Raw genomic sequence first — 16,503 nt, forward strand, 5'->3', positions numbered from 1 at the left:
AATTCCTTCGTTTTGCTTTCACTGGCCGGGAGCCCTCTTAGTTGATGATCTTCGGTGTGTCCGGGGCGTATTCGGTGGCAGCCCAGGACGCAAGTAGGCGCATGGCTTGCTCGGAATCGGATCCGGGTTCGACGGAGTAGATGGTGAGAGTGAGGCCAGGCTCGGCAGCCATCTCCAGGCCTTCGTACGCGATGGTCATTTCGCCCACCACCGGATGGTGGAAAACCTTGTTGCCGGCTCCGTGGTGGCGGACGTTATGTGAACTCCAAAGGCGACGGAACTCCTGGCTCCTGGTGCTCAGTTCACCGATGAGATCGTGGAGTTCCTTGTTGTGCGGGTCCCTTCCGGCTTCGGTGCGCAGGATGGAAACCACTACCTCAGCGGCCGCATCCCAGTCGGGATAAAAGTCATGGGCGCGCTCATCAAGGAAGGTGAAACGGGCAAGGTTGGGAGGCTGGCCGGGCATGTCGTACACATCCTTGTGGAAGGCCCGAGCGAGTGCATTGACGGCCAAGAGATCCATGCGCCCGTTGCGGACGAAAGCAGGTCCCCCCGTGACGGCGTCCAGAGCCCATTGGAGGCTGGTGTGCGGGCTCCAGCCCTTGGCGGTGCGCCGCTTGGGTGGCCGGGCCACTGGGCTCGCCGCGTGGGCGAGATCGAAAAGGTGGGCGCGTTCGGCGTCGTCGAGCTTCAACGCCCGGCAAATCGCATCCAGAATTTCCGGCGAGGCGCCGCTGATGATGCCGCGTTCAAGCCGGGTGTAGTACTCAATGCTCACCCCAGCAAGGGTGGCCACTTCACTGCGGCGCAATCCCGCCACACGGCGGTTGCTACCGGCGGGCAGCCCCATCTCCCCCGGTGAAATCTTGGCGCGGCGCGAGGTAAGGAACTCACGAACGTCTGCACGGTTATCCATGGGCTACACGCTAGGTGATTTATCTCGTTCCAAGGAGACCCTCCTAGTACCCCTATCAAGGGGGACTCCCTTCCTTCGGGGAAGGCTGGTTGCGTTAAGGTACGAGTCAACTAACCAAAACGCCAACGGAAGGGCGTGCCATGAAGACAGCGGCCGTGGACCCAAGGCTCCACCGTGCACAGGCAAACGCGGGTTCAAAGAATGTGATTTCGGCGTCACTTGTTGCCGCCGTCATCTTTATTACGGCCATCGCTCCGTTGGCGACGGACATGTATGTTCCCGCGTTCCCCATGGTGTCTGCCGATCTCGGTGCGACCGCAACCCAAGTGCAACTGACGTTGACCACGTTTTTCGCGGGGATGGGTTTGGGGCAGCTTGTCGGCGGGCCGTTTTCCGATCAACGTGGTCGCCGGTGGCCTCTGCTTGCTGGCACTCTGGTGGTTTTCGTTGCCTCGGTGTTCTGTGCGCTTGCCCCCTCGGTAGTGGCCATGATGGTCGCCCGGTTTGTCCAGGGTTTCGCCGGAGGCTGGGCCATGGTGATCGGCCGCGCAATAATCATCGATCTGATTTCGGGGTCCCAACTGGTTCGGGTGCTGAACATCGTTGCCGGCGTCGGTGGGATTTCTCCCGTTATAAGCCCACTGCTCGGCGCCGGAATCCTCCAGGTCTCTCATTGGCGAACGGCTTTCTGGGCGCTCGCCGCTACGGGCATCGTGATGGCGCTGTGCGTGGTGTTCATCGTTCCAGAATCCTTGCCTCGCGAGCGGAGGCACAACGGCGGGTTGGGCAATTCGGTCCGGGCCGCCCGCGCGCTGCTGGGCAACCGTGAGTACGTCGGATACATGATTGTCAGCTCAGCGGTGATGATCGCCCTCTTCGCCTACGTGGCCACCTCGGCCTTCGTTCTTCAGTCGATGAACGGACTCTCGCCCCTTGCGTACTCCGTAGTTTTCGCGGCCAACGCGGCTGGGGCCGCCTTAACCGCCTTGATTTCCGCCCGCTTGGCCGGCCGGGTGTCCACCCGAAAGATCATCAGGACGGGTTTGGTCGTTGACCTCGCTGCTGGTGGGGTGATGCTGATTAGCGCACTGTGGCTCGGCACTCCGCTTCTTGCGGCATTGTGCTGTTTCCTGGCCGTGATGGTCGCCCAGGGTCTTCTCGGCGCCAACGCCGGAGCTTTGGCCGCGGAGGCAGCTCCGGAACACCCCGGAACAGGTTCCGCGCTTCTAGGCATGACGCAGTGGGTTGCGGCAGGCGTTGCCGCACCCATCGCCGGGATCGGCGGCAGCCAAACAGCTGTACCTATGGCTACCCTGATCGTGGCTGGTACTCTGATCGCCTTCGTCGGCCTCGCGATCGCTAGACGTCCCCTCAAATGAACGAGCCATTCCATGGACACAACTCTCGCGATTATCGGTGCAGGTCCGGGGCTGGTCCTGGCCGCTGCGCGGCACTTTGCACCCGAAGGCGTCAACGTGGGCCAAGCCTTGCACGTCGGAGACTTACTTCGACGGCGGATTCGGCCGTATGCGGGACGTGACGGAAGCTGCGGACGGGACGCTTGGTTTGTCACGAACAACACCGACGGTTGAGGCGCTCCTGGGGTTGACGACGACCGTATTTTTGGCGTGAATCCTGTGAGAATGTGGCGCCTGAGCTGGGAATTTGCTGATGGAGGCCCCGCCCGTACCTCTCTTAACAGGGCCTCCCTCACGTTTGTAAACCGTGATCTTCTTGAAACGCATAAGTAAACAACGACATTCGATAGCGCACTTTACGAGGATTACATAGACATGACTACAAACACCGACGGAATCAAGAAAACTGCAGTCCGTGCGAGCCTGGCAGGGGACGAGGTTTCACGCCGCGGACTGATGAAACTGACAGGCGCGGGCGCCACGGCGTTGGGACTCTCCGGTGTCACCGGCATGGCAACAGCCGCTCCTTCCACGGCATCACCTGGCGCATCCCGCAAAGACCTCGAGCCCGGTGACACGTCTAACGGCGCGGACAACTTCTATACCAGTGACCAGGTCACTGTACGGAAGATCTCTTTCATGAACAGGTACCAGATGAAGGTTGTGGGCAACTTGTTTGTCCCGAACGATCTCGACCGCCGGCTGAGCAACCCGGCCCTTGTTGTTGGCCACCCAATGGGTGCCGTGAAGGAACAGAGCGCCAACCTATACGCCACCAAGATGGCGGAACAAGGCTTTGTCACACTGTCCTTCGACCTGTCGTTCTGGGGCGAAAGCGACGGGAAACCCGGGAATGCGGTCTCGCCTGACGTCTACGCCGAGGACTTTAGTGCCGCGGTGGACTACTTGCGCTCGAGGTCCTTCGTGGACACGGAACGGATTGGCGCCATCGGCATCTGCGGAAGCGGCAGCTTTGTGCTCAGTGCGGCCAAGATCGACCCGCGCATCAAAGCCATCGCCACGGTGAGCATGTACGACATGGGAGCCGCAAACCGTGACGGCCTCCGCAAGTCCGTAAGCCTGGAACAGCGCAAAGCGGTTATCGCGCAGGCCGCGGCCCAACGGGACGTCGAGTTCGACGGCAGCAAGTTCGCCTACACCGGCGGCACTCCTGAGGTCCTCACCCCGGAATCGACCGACGTGGACCGGGAGTTCTACGACTTCTACCGCACTGCTCGTGGTTGGTGCCCAAACACGACGACGCACCCCGCCCTGGCGACGAACACGAAGTTCATGACGTTCTACCCTTTCAACGACATGGACCTTATATCCCCGCGCCCGCTGATGTTCATCACCGGAGACCAAGCGCATTCGCGTGAGTTTAGCGAGAACGCCTATCGGCTTGCTGCAGGGCCCAAGGAACTCGTTCTTGTCCCCGGGGCTGGCCATGTTGATCTCTACGACCGTGCGGGACTTATCCCCTTCGACAAGCTCACGAGCTTCTTCCGCTCGAAGCTGGTCTGACAGGTCGCCCAAGGACTGCAGGCAAGAAAACCGCTCCCGGGATCTGAACTGAGAGTTGGACTTCCGGCTGGCGGGGATGACCTCACTAGGCCCGGCAGATGCCGCCGTCGTAATTTCACGACGGCGGCATTTTGCCATTTCGCTGTTAGGCGGCTTGATGCTGGTCGCCCTTAGCTTCAATGCGCCTCTGTCCTCAGCACCCAATTTGTCTCTTGACCGGCTGCTCCGCCCGATACGAGCCTTTCAATCTCGTGTGGGCCGAACCAGACTCCGTTTCAACACTGCGGTTGGACATGTACTGGGAAGTGTCTGCAACTACAGTGCGCCCCAAGATGCAAAGTCGTATTCTTGGAACGCGGCGACTTCAGTCAGCCACCGGGATGCGACGAACGATACGTGGGCAGGATGTTTGTTGTATGCGTCGTATGCTATCTGGTTAGCGAAGACCATGGAGCACTGCCAGTTCAAATCGCTCTTGGCGCTGACCTGACGTCTGACGCAGAAGTCCTCCACGCCGTCGATCGCCGTGAGTGTTTGTTCCGCCGTTGTGAGAAAGTCTGTCTCTTCGGCCGATCCGGGCCCGTGGATCAGGGAGAAAACCACGGTGTGGGTAATAGAGCTCATGCCTGTGCCCCCCACTGTCTTCAGGTAGTTTCGGATTCCGTCCACCACCAGCTGGTGGTCCTCATCCGAGCTCAGCCCGGACACCGTGATGGCGCCGATCACGCCGGTTCCGCGGACACGGATCGGGAACGAACCGCCGGCCAGGGTGTAGTCCGCATGGGCGAGCCAGCCGCCACCTACAGGGCTGTGGCCGCGCGCGGCGAAGTCCTCCGACAACAATGCTGTGCTGTGCTCAAACCTCAGCACCGACGCGGACTTACGGCGGATCCATTCCTCTTGGTCCGAAGTTGCGCCTGGAAGGACACAGCGGAAGAGCACGATGTTGTGCCTGCGGATATCAATTGCCACGCCAAACCCGGACGAGATGGCGTGGTTGGCGATCAGGGAACCCAAGCGCCAGGCGTCATGGTGATCGAATGAAGCGAAGACCAGTTCCTCTTCCTGCTGGCGTAGCTCGGCGAGGCGCGGCGAGTCGGTCATTGTGCGTCCGCCTCATAGCTCAAACCGATCTGCCGGCGAATCTCATCCATCGAGGCCATAATGGCCACGGTCTCGGCAGGCGGAAGAATGGTCCCGGCAGTGGAACCATCCCGAACCAGGCGCTCCAGCTCAGCAGCTTGGAACTGCATCCCACGGCTGCCGACCGGCCGGTCATACCGCTCAACAACGGTTCCATCAACGGCATGGACAGTGAAAGGCACCGGGTTGTACCAAGTGTGCTCGATGTCGATCCAGCCGTCGGTCCCGATCACCATGGCCCGGTTGGCGCTGGCAGCGTCGAGCTCGCAATCCACCAGAGCTTGAGCGCCATTGGCATATTCGAAGATAGCCGCGGTCTGCCGGTCCACGCCGGTGGCGGACATGGAGGCACTTGCCCGGATCGTGGCTGGCGTGCCGAGAATATCGAACGCGAAGGAGATGGGGTAGATGCCCAGGTCCAGCAGCGCTCCGCCGCCCAGCGCGGGGTCGTTGAGCCGGTGCGAGGGATCCTGGGGGAGGCTCTGGTTATGGCTGGCCACCACCTTGCGGACCTCACCAATGGTGCCGGATGCGATGATGTCGCGGATGCGGATCATGTGCGGCAGGAACCGGGTCCACATGGCTTCGAGGGCGACGAGTCCTTTGGATTCGGCCAGGTCAACAATTTCCTGCGCTTCGCGGGCGTTCATGGTGAACGACTTCTCTATCAGCACGTGCTTTCCCGCATTCAGGGCCAGCAGTGCATTCGCATGGTGGAACGGGTGCGGCGTGGCGATATACACCACGTCAATCAGCGGGTCAGCTACCAGGTCCTCATAACTGCCATGCGCGGTGGCAACGCCGTGTTGTTCGGCGAACGCCGTGCTCAAGTCCAGCGAACGGGACCCCACGGCCTGCACCGTGAAGCCATTCTCCTTCAGGTCCTGCGTTTGGAGGCCGGCGATGAAGCCGGTGCCGACGATTCCCCAGCGGATCGTTCCGTCTGAGGTGCCATTGCTGAGTGTCACGTGCTTAGTCCTTTGTGGAGTCAGAAATTGGGTATGCCACGAACGCAAAGTGCGTTGAGTCCGGCGACCAGCTGTTGACGTTGAGGGTACCTTGGCCGCCAAACAGCGGCCATGTGTGGAGCGGCGTGGTCCAGTCCGCGGTGGAAACGAGTACGACGGCGACAGGCAAGTCGGCGGGGTGGCCTTCCGTTCCGCTGGGGAAACGGATGTACGTGGCGTAGCGGCCGTCGGGGGAGAGGTGCGGGAACCAGTCGACGGCATCGGACTCAAGCAGCCGCTCGAAACCGCTGCCGTCAACCCTGATCCGGGCCAGTTGTGCGTGGCCGGGTGCCGAGGTGAAGGACTCGGTGTTCAGGTAGAGCCACTTCCCGTCCGGCGAGTATTCCGGACCGTCGCAGTGGCCGGAACCGACATCTAAGCGGGCGGCAGCACCGCCGTCGGACGCTACGGTCATGAGGCGGCCCGGCTGCGTGAAGTCGCCCGACTCAATGCCCACGTAAGCGAGTTCCTTGCCGTCCGGGCTGACACCGTGGAGGAAGTGGAAGGAGCCGTCGTCCTCGGTGATACGCGTCGCCGGGCCGCCGGAAAGTAAGGCGCGGTAGATGTGGCCGTCGTTTGCCGAAAGAAAAATGCTCGTGCCATCAGGTGCCAGGACATGGTCGTTATTGAGGTCCGGGACGCCACCAGCGGGACCTCCACCGGAGAACCGCCGGTTACCTCCAGTGTCCACAACTTCCCGTCCCCGTTGAGGACCAACGAGCTGCCGTCGAGGATCCAGTTGGGCGCTTCGAGCAGCACGTCATCCGTGGAGTGGAGCAGAGTGGATTCGCCGGTCACTGACGCGATCCACACCTCACTGCGCTGGCCTGCTGGCAGGATACGATTCACGCGGTGTCCTTTTCTGTGTCGTGGTCGAGTTCTTTGATGCGCATGTTGCGCCAGCGGCATTGTGCACCCTTGCCCCAGCGGGCTTCGCCGAACATGGCGTCGTTGTCGTGCACTTCGAGGGCGATGTGCCCGCGTTCGCCGAGCACCCCCAGGACGTCCGTGGGGTTGTAATTCGGAGAATTCAGCGTCGCGGTATCCAGCTCGGCGATCTTGAGTCCGTTGATCCAGGTGCTGATCACCGGGAGCGCACCTACACAGCGGATCCGGAGCTCGTTCCAGTCGTCCCAGCGCCAGACGTTGAGGAAATCTTCGACGTCGGCCGCGTACGCCAAGCGGGCCCGCTTTTCCTCCGTAACGGGTTCCACGGAGGTCTCCGGATAGTCGGCTACCAGCCCCACTGGCCGGCCGTCGTCGTCGGTGGCAACGTCCACTGCGAACGGAACGGCAGAGAAACTTGCCAGCCCGTTGCCGAAGAAGCCCCCGATACCGCCCGAAGGTCGATGGTCGACGAGGACCTGGAAGCCTTCCCAGCTGTCCGGCCGACGCCGCAGCATCACACCCGTGTCTGCGGGCCAATCGGGACGCATCTCCATCAGCAACTCAAAGTCGCCGTAAGCCTGCTCGGTCACTAAGTAGCCGCCGTAGCCACTGCCGGGGGTGTCCTGTTCGCCGATGAGGACCCCGTCTTCGGCGAACCACCGGGCAGGGTGCTCTTCCGGTTCTGCTTGTGGGGTCAGGCCCAAAGCGGCGAAGCGTTCCGAGATAGCCGGACCGCCGGGGTACTCTATGCCATTCGTCAAGCAAAAGTTGTCTGTCTGTCGAAAAAACACCGATACGGCCTTGTGGAGCCTGCGTTTGAGCGTGACGAGTCCATGACATCTGGAGTCGGATGGGCGAGCCAGGTCTGGGGACGGGCGCTTGACGGAATGCGATGCCATGGACAACTCGTCGGGCTGACGCATGCGGAGTTCGAACGGATTGCTGCCTGGAAGTGACCTGCCCGCAGGATCTTCCGCCGTCGCTTGTTATCGAGCACCCGCCTAGTTGGGCGGCCGGCTCGAGTCGTGAAGGGTGTTCTCGTCAACACCCGGCACTCGCCGGCCTTGCGTACTTGCGACAAAGATGCGGCTGGTGTTTCGGCGGTATGTTCGGGACCTTCTTCCCTCGTGGGTAGGTTGAGTCGACCTGCCGAGTCTTGGGCGCCGGGTGCTTGTGCCCGGGTGGTGGGAAGCCCCTAGCTGGGTGCTGGGACTAGCGAGGCTGGTAGGGCCTATGGCTGATACCGCAGGGAAAGGCGCGGCGGCAATGGCTCGTGTAAGATAAGAATTCCCGCATAGTGGGATTTTTTGGAATCTTGACCTCATGAAAGGCATTCCGTGATTTCGGCCACTTCCTCACGTACTCGTCAACGCATGCCGTTCCTAGTCACGCTCCTTGCCCTCGGGACCTTCTTGATGGGGACCTCTGAATTCGTCGTGGTTGGTCTTTTGCCCGATATCGCCGCAGAACTGGGTATCGGCATTGCCGATGCTGGCCTTCTAGTCACTGCCTTTGCGGTGGGTATGATCGGAGCCCCTTTGGTTGCGTTGGCCACCGCCAAGATTCCCCAGCGAACGACTCTGGTTCTAGTCTTGTTGGTCTTCGCGGCCGGACACTTGGTCGTTGCATCTGCGTCCGACTTGCCGGCTATTCTCGTGGCTAGGTTCGGCACTGCCTTGGCAACCGGGGCTTTCTGGTCCATTGCGGCAGCCGTCGCCGCGCGCGTAGCCGGCCCGGGGGCCGGTGCACGAGCCATGGGGTACGTTGTGAGCGGAGGCATATTAGCGACAGTTGTCGGTGTTCCGCTGGGATCCATGGCCGGCCAAATGGCAGGGTGGCGGGGTCCGTTCTGGGTCCTGGCAATCCTCGCGGTCTTGGCAGCAGCAGTCTTGGCCCGCTTCGTTCCTGGAGGTCGACCTGAAGCCGGTCATACGTCCCTGCGTACACAGTTGGCTGACATACGAACTTGGCGTCTCTGGCTGCTTCTGCTGGCGTGTGCGCTGATAAATGCCGCCGTGCTTTCAACCTATGCCTTTATCGCGCCGCTCCTGAGCGAATCTGCGGGAGTCACAACGGATGTCCTGCCCATGGGACTCGCTGTATTTGGGGTGGGCTCCCTACTCGGGTCCCTCGGCAGCGGCCGGTTCGGCGACCGCGCGCCCTACGCCACTGCACTCCTGGGAGGTGCGGTCGTCGTAGCCGCCCTGGGTCTCCTCTGTTTCTTGTCGACTTTGGCTATTCCGGCGATTTTGTTGCTGGGCCTGGCAGGGCTTGCAGGCATGGGAACAAACCCTGTGCTGATGTCCTTGGCCGTTCGCTACGCCAAGAAGGCACCCACCTTGGCCACATCCCTAAGCACCTCTATGTTCAACGTGGGAACTGCTGGTGGGAGCTGGGTCACCGCGCAGGCCATCAATGAAAGCGGCACCTCCGCCATCCCGGTTGTAGGCACCGTCTTTGCTGTGCTCCTCATCATTCCACTAATTCTCCTAGCGAAAATTGATCGCGCCCGAAGAAAATCAGCATCTATGGAGCAACCGGATAGGGATCGGGTGGTTACACCGACGCGCTGAGCATCAGCGTTGTTTGGTCCTTCAACCCGCCAACCGTTCCCCACATCTAAAGGAAGGCAATCGCCATGAAAGCCGCTGTCATGTTCAACTCCGGCGACGTCCGCGTAATTGATGTTCCGAACCCTGTAATTCAGGAACCAACTGATGCCTTGGTCCGCGTGACGTATGCCTGCGTCTGCGGTTCAGACTTGCACCCCTACCATGACCTTGAGGAAACCCCGGAAGGTCGTCGAATGGGCCACGAAGCGATCGGCGTGGTCGAAGAAGTGGGCGATCTCGTCACGACCATGACGCCGGGCGATACGGTTATAGTCCCTTTCGCCTGGTCAGACGGAACCTGCTCCTTTTGCCGTGACGGAGTCACCACGTCTTGCATCAATGGGGGCTTCTTCGATGCGGCCCCCTCCGCCGCCCAGGCCGAGATACTGCGAGTGCCTCAAGCGGATGGCACGGCTGTTGTCATCCCCGTCGGTACCGATGAGTCCTTCATGCCCTCGCTGCTCACCCTTGCAGATGTGTATCTCACTGGTTACCACGCCGCCGCCGAAGGCAAAGTGGGACCTGGGAAGATCGTCACAGTCATCGGTGATGGGGCGGTCGGACTTTCGGCGGTGCTCGCCTCGAAGGAGATGGGCGCCGAAACGATCATCCTCATGGGCCGTCATACCGCACGTACCGTTTTGGGTAGGGAATTCGGTGCCACGCACATCGTCGCCGAGCGGGGATCAGAAGGCGTCGCCAAGGTCCTCGAAATCACCGGGGGCGAGGGCTCACACGTAGTGCTCGAAGCTGTGGGGCACATGCCGGCCTACGAGCAGGCATAAGGAATAGTCCGCCCTGGCGGTGTCATCTCGCGCGTTGGCGTGCCCCAGTACGAATACGCCGCCGTCGGATTCTCCTCGTTGTTCGGTAAGAATGCCACTCTAACCGGTGGTCCGGCCACGGTCCGCGCTTACTTGCAAGCTGCAATACCCCGGGTGCTGAGCGGAACAATCAACCCTGGCCGCGTTTTCGACCGAGTGCTCCCGCTCAGTGAAATCGCTGAGGGTTATCGGTTAATGGATTCGCGCCAGGCTCTCAAAGTACTAGTACGTCCATGATCTAAGGAAAGACGGAGCCAAATGTCATCCCTGCTGTAGAACGGTATCTGGCCCCCACCCCAAGACGCTCAAGGCTTGGTTATCTCATGCCTAGGATCGTTCGTCCCAACTCAAGATCGCCGCTAGGCGCGACTATATGGAAAGCGAGAAAAGCATGAAGGTATTCGTGATCGGTGCTGCAGGTCGCGTCGGACAGAGGCTCACAGTTGGCTTGGTAGCTTCCGGCCATAGCGTGACCGGAATGCATCGAAACCCTGAGCAACGCGATATTGTCGAACGGGCCGGAGCCGTCCCAACCGAGGCTGATCTGATCGAATCGAGCATCTCAGGGATAACTGAAAAGATGAGCGGACACGATGCTGTCGTGTTCTGCGCTGGCGCTCACGGAACCGGTCGGGACCTTACTACTTTGATCGATGGAAAGGGCCTTGAGAAATCCGCGACGGCTGCAGCTCTGGCGGGAGTGCCCCGGTTTGTGCTGGTTTCTGCGTTTGCGGACTCAGAGCGCGGGAAGGGACTCGGCGATGATTTCGAGCATTACATCCGTGTAAAGCGGGGCGCCGAAATCTTTCTCACCCAGACGGACTTGGACTGGCTGGTCGTTCGACCAGGCCATCTCCTCGACGGCGCCGGAGACGGTCTTATCACGGCCGGACTAGCACTGCGAGAGAGGGACATCAGACGCGAGAACCTGGCGTCGTTTATCATCGCTGCCCTAGAAAACCCCAACTTGAGTCGGACGATCGTCGAGGTCACCGACGGGCGGACACCCATCCCAGATGCCGTAGCAGGAGTTGCATCCTCCGTCGGCCCTCGGCGATAGGCGCGAAGTCCTCGACTCGGGAAGATGAAGGAACTGCCTCATGCGTGCTCCAACGGCAACACTCGTTCGCAATTCGCGCGCGGTAAATTTCCTCCCGCGCCGAAGTTGCGTCCGGACAGTCGGAAGTGTCGGAATGTCGGTGGATCGTGAGTCGGCCTGACACCCTGGCTTGCTGAGGTGGATCAGCAAGAGTTGGCACAGCAGCTCCCGTCCCAGAAGAAGGAAGAGGGATCGGAGATTGTTCGCCCGAGCATGCTGTTTAACAACTAACCAAGAACGTCCTGGGGACCGCTCTCGAAGCGCAAATGGACGAGCATCTGGGATGTGGCTAGCACGCTGTGGCAGGTCTCGGGATCGGGAACTCACGTATCGGCGCCCGTTCGAGGACCGTGCCGACCGAGATCGGGCCGGTGGAAGTCGACGTCTTGCCAAGGGATGTTATTCGCTGGGAAGCCCCCCGCTTGGCGCAGCCTGTGAGAGTCTTCAAAGCGCTCAGGAATAGATGACTGGCTTGCCTCTGCACAGTTGGACGAGGTGTTCCGCCCAGACTTCCTCCAGCTAGGGCATGTCGAGGTTGGTTCTGTATGCGGTGTCCTTGTTGGTGTTCCAGCCTGCGATGATGCCGGCGCCGAGCATGTGGTCGGTGAGGCGTGCGAAGCGGTAGCCGGGGTCGGTTTCGAGGGCCAGTTGGAGGTATTGGTGGGCTTTGGAGCCTCTGCCTTCCCACCAGTTGATGTAGCCGATGGTGGTGAGGATCGGTGCCGCGTGTTGTGGGCTGGTTCTCGTGTAGGCGTGGGTGAGGAGTTGTTTGGCCCATTCGATGCGTGCCCAGTTCGGGGCGGTGGTGGTTTGGGCGAAGAGGATGCGTTGGGGTGGTTCGTCGATGCCGGGGATGTCGGCCATGAGTTGGTCGCGGATGTGGGGGAGCTGAAAGTACGCGACAAGCTGGAGGACGTCCTCGTCGGCGGGGTAGTCCTTCGTGTCGAGCATGTTGGCCCACAGCTGGTGGGCGTCTTCGATGGCTGCCGCGGGCGGACGGTTCATGATGGATTCCATGTGGTGTTCGACGGCGGCTGCGCCCTCTGCTTTATAGGTCGCCGCCGGGAGGTGTACCTGGTTGGTGGGTTGAATGGTGCTGCCGCGGTAGATGAATTCGGCGTTGACCTGGCTGTATTCGGTGCTACTGAGGGGGAGGGCGATGTTGTCACCTGGCGTGGAGTCGTAACGGGAGTAGGTGGTGTCCGTGACGTAGATGCCGTCCCGGATAGTGATGCCTTCTTGTGCAAGGACTCCTGTTAGGGCTGCGATGGTGGCCCGGTAGGGCCGGGCCTCGCCCGGGTCTGGGTGCTCCGCGGTGTAGAGGGCGAAGACGATCCCGTTGGCTCGTTCGTCTGATGTGAGGTAGGCGGCTACGGTTCGGGCGAAGTGGATTTCGTAACCTGGTTGTTTGGGGAGGTCGATGCGTAGCGTTGCGCCGACTTTGCCTTTATCGAGGGTGATGCATACGAGGCTTTCTGTGGGCCAGAAGCCGAGGGTGTGGCCGATGAAGCTGAGCAGATCGGCAGGGTCCTTGATGGTGAGGGGGTTCATGACTGACTTCCTAAGACGGTCGGAGGGCTGTGATTGTTCATGGATGGCAATGCGCCCGGAATCATGACTCGAATCGGGTTAGGTGCTGTACTTTGGCTCGTCGTTGAAGCCCGTGCTTAACCCGCGATGTTTCGATTCGCGACGTATCCCACTGGAAATACGAAATGTGTGTCGTCCTGGCTGGCAGAGTCCTAGAATCGCTCTTATCGAGGAAATTGGTTTCGTGTGCGTATTTATGGGGGCAGAGTTGGCGTTTAGATACCGTAAGTCGAAGAGTTTTGGGCCGGTGCGGATCACGGCGTCAAAGCGGGGTTTGAGTGCAAGCATCGGCGCGGGCCCGATTCGGGTCACGAGGACGGCGTCTGGTCGCACAACGAGCACGGTAAGGGTTCCTGGGACGGGGGTCTCTTACGTGTCGGGCGCGCCTCGCCGTCGTTCCCAGAGGGCGCTATCTAGCCGTTCACCGCAGCCGTCCGGCGCCCCGAAGGTCCGTCAGGTCGTCAGCGACGAGACCTGGCGAGGGCTGCTCGCGGCCGACGGCACTGCGCCTGCGTCGAAGTTTCAGCGGGACTTTGTTCGCGCTTCGGTTGGCCGGGCCACGGGGACACGTCCGAGTCTCATGCACCTGACAGTCGGTCAGGCCGCGCGGGTTCTGGCTCATATTGGTCAGGATCCGACCAAGCTGACCAGCGGGGGACGGGGCGTCCCGGCCGTGGAAAAGGCCGGAGTCATCGCGAAGTGGGTTCTCTTTGGTCTTCTTTTGTTGGTCGTTACTTTCTCGTCGCCCGCAGGATTCGTTCTGACATTAGGAATCGTAGGATTGGTCTTCCTCTTGAGGAAGCGGCGACGTACCAGGCAGGCATGGGAAGACGAGCATTGGTCAATTCACCCCTTGCAAGCCCCTCACGAGACCGCGAGCCCCCACGGACTTGTGCACCCTCTAGCCGCTGAGGACACGTTGCCCGAACAATGGATTCCTAGCCAGGAGGCCGTGGTAGCGCGTGCGCCTGGAATCACGAAGACCTACGCCGTCTCGCTCGGACGCTCGGAATGGCCCAACGTTGAAGTCGTCGGCGAACACGCGTATGGGCATGACATCCGGGCTGCGCTGCGGGCCAGCGGAGCGAAGGTAGGTGTGGGGCGGGATGCAGAGGCCGAAAACTTCGTTGTGGAGCTCGTTGCCGAGCCGGACAACCCTTACGATTCGAGTGCGATTAGCGTCCGCTGGGACGGTAAGGTTCTCGGCTACCTCAGCCGCGAGGACGCTGTGCGGTTTGCCCAGCCCGTCAGAAGGATCATTTCCAGTGGCCTCGCTGCCGTGGCTTCGGCCCGCATTTGGGCTTACGACGACGGTAGCCAGCTACAGGCCAGGGTCACCCTTGCACTACCTGAACCTGAGCTGATAGCACCTTTCAACGCGCCCCCTGCCGGTGTGACAACCCTTGTTCCGTGGGGGACGGCAATGCAAGTGCTCAAGGAAGAGAACCACTTCGACGTCCTGTCGAATTATGTGCCACCCACGGGCACTGGCCTCTTGCTGGTGAGCCTTCACAAAGAGACCCGCACCCTGAAGAACGGCAACGAGCGCTCCTTCGTTGAAGTACGGATCGATGGGAAACGAGTCGGGGAACTTAGCAACGTCACCTCCGCGCACCTGCTTCCGCTACTCGAACACACTGAGCCGGTCGGCGAAACCGCCGTCGCATACGCAAAAATTACTGGCTCCGCCCTCGCCGCCCAACTCGTCCTCCACGCGACCAAAGCCACTGACATCAGCAACGACTGGCTGGCTAACGGGCCGCATCCCGTACCAGCCCTGCTGCCGTGGGCAGCCCACTACGAAGTATCTCCTGCATATAAGCAGTGACGGTGCAGATGTCCTTCGTCAGGAGGGAGTTAGCCGACTTCCGATGTCGTGACGGGACTGAATGAGCGAGAGCAGCCGACGCTCGGTGGCAGCGGCTTGTTGCACTCCAGCAAGGACACAGGCCGGAACGTGCGACATGGCCTGGCCCGTGGCGAAGAGCCGGAACCCGCTCACCGGAACAGTGTCGGCTCCGAAATTTGGTAATGGCCATGCGGCATCTCGCTGTTGGCCAGTACCAAACAGGCGCGCCGGATGGCGCTAGGAACTGTATGGCTCCGTTGAAGTCATCTGAGAGATGCTCCAATCTTCTCCAGTTGAAATCCCTCTGGACAAGTCATGTCGTGCGGAGTCTCCTTTGCCATGGACGAGTGAAGGAGGGGAACGATGAGGGATACGCGCTTAGGCCAGCCCGCGCTGAGGTCCGTCGTACTGCCACATCGTGTGCCGTCGCCCGGTGCCGTCGGCCTCCCGCCGTTGTGCCTCCAAGTAAGCAAAAGAAGGTGTGCACAATGTGCACACCTTTGGCCCCGGACTGGCCCGTACAGCCGCCGGACTGGCCCGGATTCCGCATGTTTCCGCCACTTCCCAGCGTTCACAAGGCCTGGAATCACGTTCGAGTCCCACCTCGGGCACAGCATACCCCCTCGTCAGAGGGGGTTTTTGCTTTAACGTGTGTACATTCTGGTTGGTCAGGTCCCTCTGGCACTGCCGCGGGGTGTGCCTGGCGCCGCGGGTCGCCTGTTTGGTTGTGGGGGAGCGGGTTCATGGTCGTGGCTGGTGTGCCCTCCGCCTGCTCGGAACTGGGGCTATGCGTTCCTTTCCTGGTTCGTTCGGTACGTCGTGGTTGGCCTACACCTCTTCATGGGTAGGGATGCTGGGCACGACATGACTTTGCGAACTTGCACCAAAGATCGTGACTTCGGTTCGTACCTGGAGTGAGGAGACGTGGATGGTGGCTGCTTTGTCAGGCCAAAGGAAGTGTGGACATTGTCCACACTTAAATCTTCTTTATAGTGACAGATCGCAGCCATTGGCTCTTCCCTCCTTGCGCCTTCATCTACTCATGCATGTGAGTGGCAGTACCGACATGACGCGGATCCGGGAGCGCTCTACATGTGCAGGGTGATTCCGAGGTGAGAGTTCGGCGGCCACGATCGGCCGAGTGCCATCAAGTGGGTCTTGGCCGTGTCATCGAGGCGCACCACGCAATCGACCAGGACGCGGTCCCGACGCAGATGACCGCTCCCGGTGGTGCCTCCGGAACACTGCAGCGCACGCGGATGTTGGCCGAGCACGTGGCGCGGACCAGTCTGCCGATAAGCCGCCTTCCGTCAAGCTATGCGCGAGCGAGGGAGTCGGCGGTAGTGGGCGGGCTTTTGACCATGACCGAGCCGTTCTTTGGGAAATCGTCGGTAAATCACTGCGTCGGCAGAAGAAGCGGAGCTAGTAGCGCTTCGAGCGTTTCCGACGCTTTCGATATGAGTTGTATTTTCGGTCTGGGTGGACTTCCCCTGCGACATCATGTACGCAGCCGAGGCCAGAACTGTTTCGGAAGGTAACCGTGATTGGGAGGTCATTGTCGAAACCGCTCTCAACGCAGGTATGTAAATCGCCTGGTGGCAGAACGAGTTTCGCATCGCTGGGGTCCTGATCC

At 60.8% G+C, this 16,503-nt stretch carries 12 protein-coding genes and 2 pseudogenes; 8 read left to right on the forward strand and 6 right to left on the reverse strand.

Annotation, left to right across the window (positions count from 1 at the left end):
- Positions 1-37: 37 nt before the first annotated feature.
- Entirely contained in the window at positions 38-916 is an 879-nt protein-coding gene (locus ACZ5G6_RS10290; RefSeq protein ID WP_498691244.1) for a helix-turn-helix transcriptional regulator, read from the reverse strand.
- A gap of 140 nt (positions 917-1,056) precedes the next feature.
- Here ACZ5G6_RS10290 and ACZ5G6_RS10295 point away from each other — a divergent pair, with 140 nt between their 5' ends.
- The 3 genes from ACZ5G6_RS10295 to ACZ5G6_RS10305 all read left to right on the forward strand — a co-directional run bounded on the left by ACZ5G6_RS10295 (position 1,057) and on the right by ACZ5G6_RS10305 (position 3,858).
- On the forward strand, positions 1,057-2,295 hold the full coding sequence (locus ACZ5G6_RS10295) for a multidrug effflux MFS transporter (protein ID WP_498691245.1): 1,239 nt from the start codon (positions 1,057-1,059) through the stop codon (positions 2,293-2,295).
- Between the two features lie 12 nt (positions 2,296-2,307).
- Complete coding sequence (locus tag ACZ5G6_RS10300; RefSeq protein WP_498691247.1) at positions 2,308-2,508, forward strand: hypothetical protein; 201 nt, start codon at positions 2,308-2,310, stop codon at positions 2,506-2,508.
- Between the two features lie 201 nt (positions 2,509-2,709).
- Positions 2,710-3,858, forward strand: coding sequence for an alpha/beta hydrolase (locus tag ACZ5G6_RS10305; RefSeq protein WP_498691249.1), 1,149 nt, complete (start codon positions 2,710-2,712; stop codon positions 3,856-3,858).
- A gap of 315 nt (positions 3,859-4,173) precedes the next feature.
- Here ACZ5G6_RS10305 and ACZ5G6_RS10310 read toward each other — a convergent pair whose 3' ends face one another.
- The 4 genes from ACZ5G6_RS10310 to ACZ5G6_RS10325 all read right to left on the reverse strand — a co-directional run bounded on the left by ACZ5G6_RS10310 (position 4,174) and on the right by ACZ5G6_RS10325 (position 7,657).
- Complete coding sequence (locus ACZ5G6_RS10310; protein WP_498691250.1) at positions 4,174-4,962, reverse strand: heme-degrading domain-containing protein; 789 nt, start codon at positions 4,960-4,962, stop codon at positions 4,174-4,176.
- Positions 4,959-5,969, reverse strand: coding sequence for a Gfo/Idh/MocA family protein (locus ACZ5G6_RS10315; protein WP_498691251.1), 1,011 nt, complete (start codon positions 5,967-5,969; stop codon positions 4,959-4,961). The genes ACZ5G6_RS10310 and ACZ5G6_RS10315 overlap by 4 nt, the downstream gene beginning before the upstream one ends.
- 4 nt (positions 5,970-5,973) lie before the next feature.
- Positions 5,974-6,699, reverse strand: coding sequence for a TolB family protein (locus tag ACZ5G6_RS10320; RefSeq protein ID WP_498691253.1), 726 nt, complete (start codon positions 6,697-6,699; stop codon positions 5,974-5,976).
- Between the two features lie 154 nt (positions 6,700-6,853).
- Entirely contained in the window at positions 6,854-7,657 is an 804-nt protein-coding gene (locus tag ACZ5G6_RS10325; RefSeq protein WP_498691255.1) for a 3-keto-disaccharide hydrolase, read from the reverse strand.
- A gap of 612 nt (positions 7,658-8,269) precedes the next feature.
- Between ACZ5G6_RS10325 and ACZ5G6_RS10330 the strand changes: the two genes are divergently transcribed.
- The 3 genes and pseudogenes from ACZ5G6_RS10330 (at position 8,270) to ACZ5G6_RS10340 (ending at position 11,392) form a co-directional block, all read left to right on the forward strand.
- Positions 8,270-9,469 carry an MFS transporter gene (locus ACZ5G6_RS10330; protein WP_498691259.1) on the forward strand — a complete coding sequence of 400 codons (1,200 nt, stop codon included), beginning with the start codon at positions 8,270-8,272 and terminating at the stop codon, positions 9,467-9,469.
- 65 nt (positions 9,470-9,534) lie between these two features.
- A pseudogene (locus ACZ5G6_RS10335) lies at positions 9,535-10,569 on the forward strand (zinc-binding dehydrogenase).
- A 136-nt stretch (positions 10,570-10,705) separates the two neighbouring features.
- Positions 10,706-11,392: an SDR family oxidoreductase gene (locus ACZ5G6_RS10340; protein ID WP_498691260.1), complete on the forward strand. Its 687-nt coding sequence runs from the start codon at positions 10,706-10,708 to the stop codon at positions 11,390-11,392.
- A 558-nt stretch (positions 11,393-11,950) separates the two neighbouring features.
- Here ACZ5G6_RS10340 and ACZ5G6_RS10345 read toward each other — a convergent pair.
- Positions 11,951-12,982 (reverse strand): DUF4192 domain-containing protein, encoded by a 1,032-nt coding sequence (locus ACZ5G6_RS10345; RefSeq protein ID WP_498691261.1) that lies wholly within the window; start codon positions 12,980-12,982, stop codon positions 11,951-11,953.
- A 235-nt stretch (positions 12,983-13,217) separates the two neighbouring features.
- On the opposite strand from ACZ5G6_RS10345, the pseudogene ACZ5G6_RS10350 reads away from it, so the two are divergent.
- Positions 13,218-13,334, forward strand: a pseudogene (locus ACZ5G6_RS10350) (DUF4236 domain-containing protein); the annotation flags it as partial.
- A 639-nt stretch (positions 13,335-13,973) separates the two neighbouring features.
- Positions 13,974-14,849: an HIRAN domain-containing protein gene (locus tag ACZ5G6_RS10355; protein ID WP_498691827.1), complete on the forward strand. Its 876-nt coding sequence runs from the start codon at positions 13,974-13,976 to the stop codon at positions 14,847-14,849.
- The last annotated feature ends 1,654 nt before the right edge of the window (positions 14,850-16,503 follow it).

Source organism: Arthrobacter sp. TmtSoilC51, assembly GCF_055388015.1.

Excerpts from the sequence above, each read along its gene's own strand:
- ACZ5G6_RS10290 (WP_498691244.1), bottom strand. The coding sequence starts at position 916 with ATGGATAACCGTGCAGACGTTCGTGAGTTCCTTACCTCGCGCCGCGCC.
- ACZ5G6_RS10295 (WP_498691245.1), top strand. The coding sequence starts at position 1,057 with ATGAAGACAGCGGCCGTGGACCCAAGGCTCCACCGTGCACAGGCAAAC.
- ACZ5G6_RS10300 (WP_498691247.1), top strand. The coding sequence starts at position 2,308 with ATGGACACAACTCTCGCGATTATCGGTGCAGGTCCGGGGCTGGTCCTG.
- ACZ5G6_RS10305 (WP_498691249.1), top strand. The coding sequence starts at position 2,710 with ATGACTACAAACACCGACGGAATCAAGAAAACTGCAGTCCGTGCGAGC.
- ACZ5G6_RS10310 (WP_498691250.1), bottom strand. The coding sequence starts at position 4,962 with ATGACCGACTCGCCGCGCCTCGCCGAGCTACGCCAGCAGGAAGAGGAA.
- ACZ5G6_RS10330 (WP_498691259.1), top strand. The coding sequence starts at position 8,270 with ATGCCGTTCCTAGTCACGCTCCTTGCCCTCGGGACCTTCTTGATGGGG.
- ACZ5G6_RS10340 (WP_498691260.1), top strand. The coding sequence starts at position 10,706 with ATGGAAAGCGAGAAAAGCATGAAGGTATTCGTGATCGGTGCTGCAGGT.
- ACZ5G6_RS10345 (WP_498691261.1), bottom strand. The coding sequence starts at position 12,982 with ATGAACCCCCTCACCATCAAGGACCCTGCCGATCTGCTCAGCTTCATC.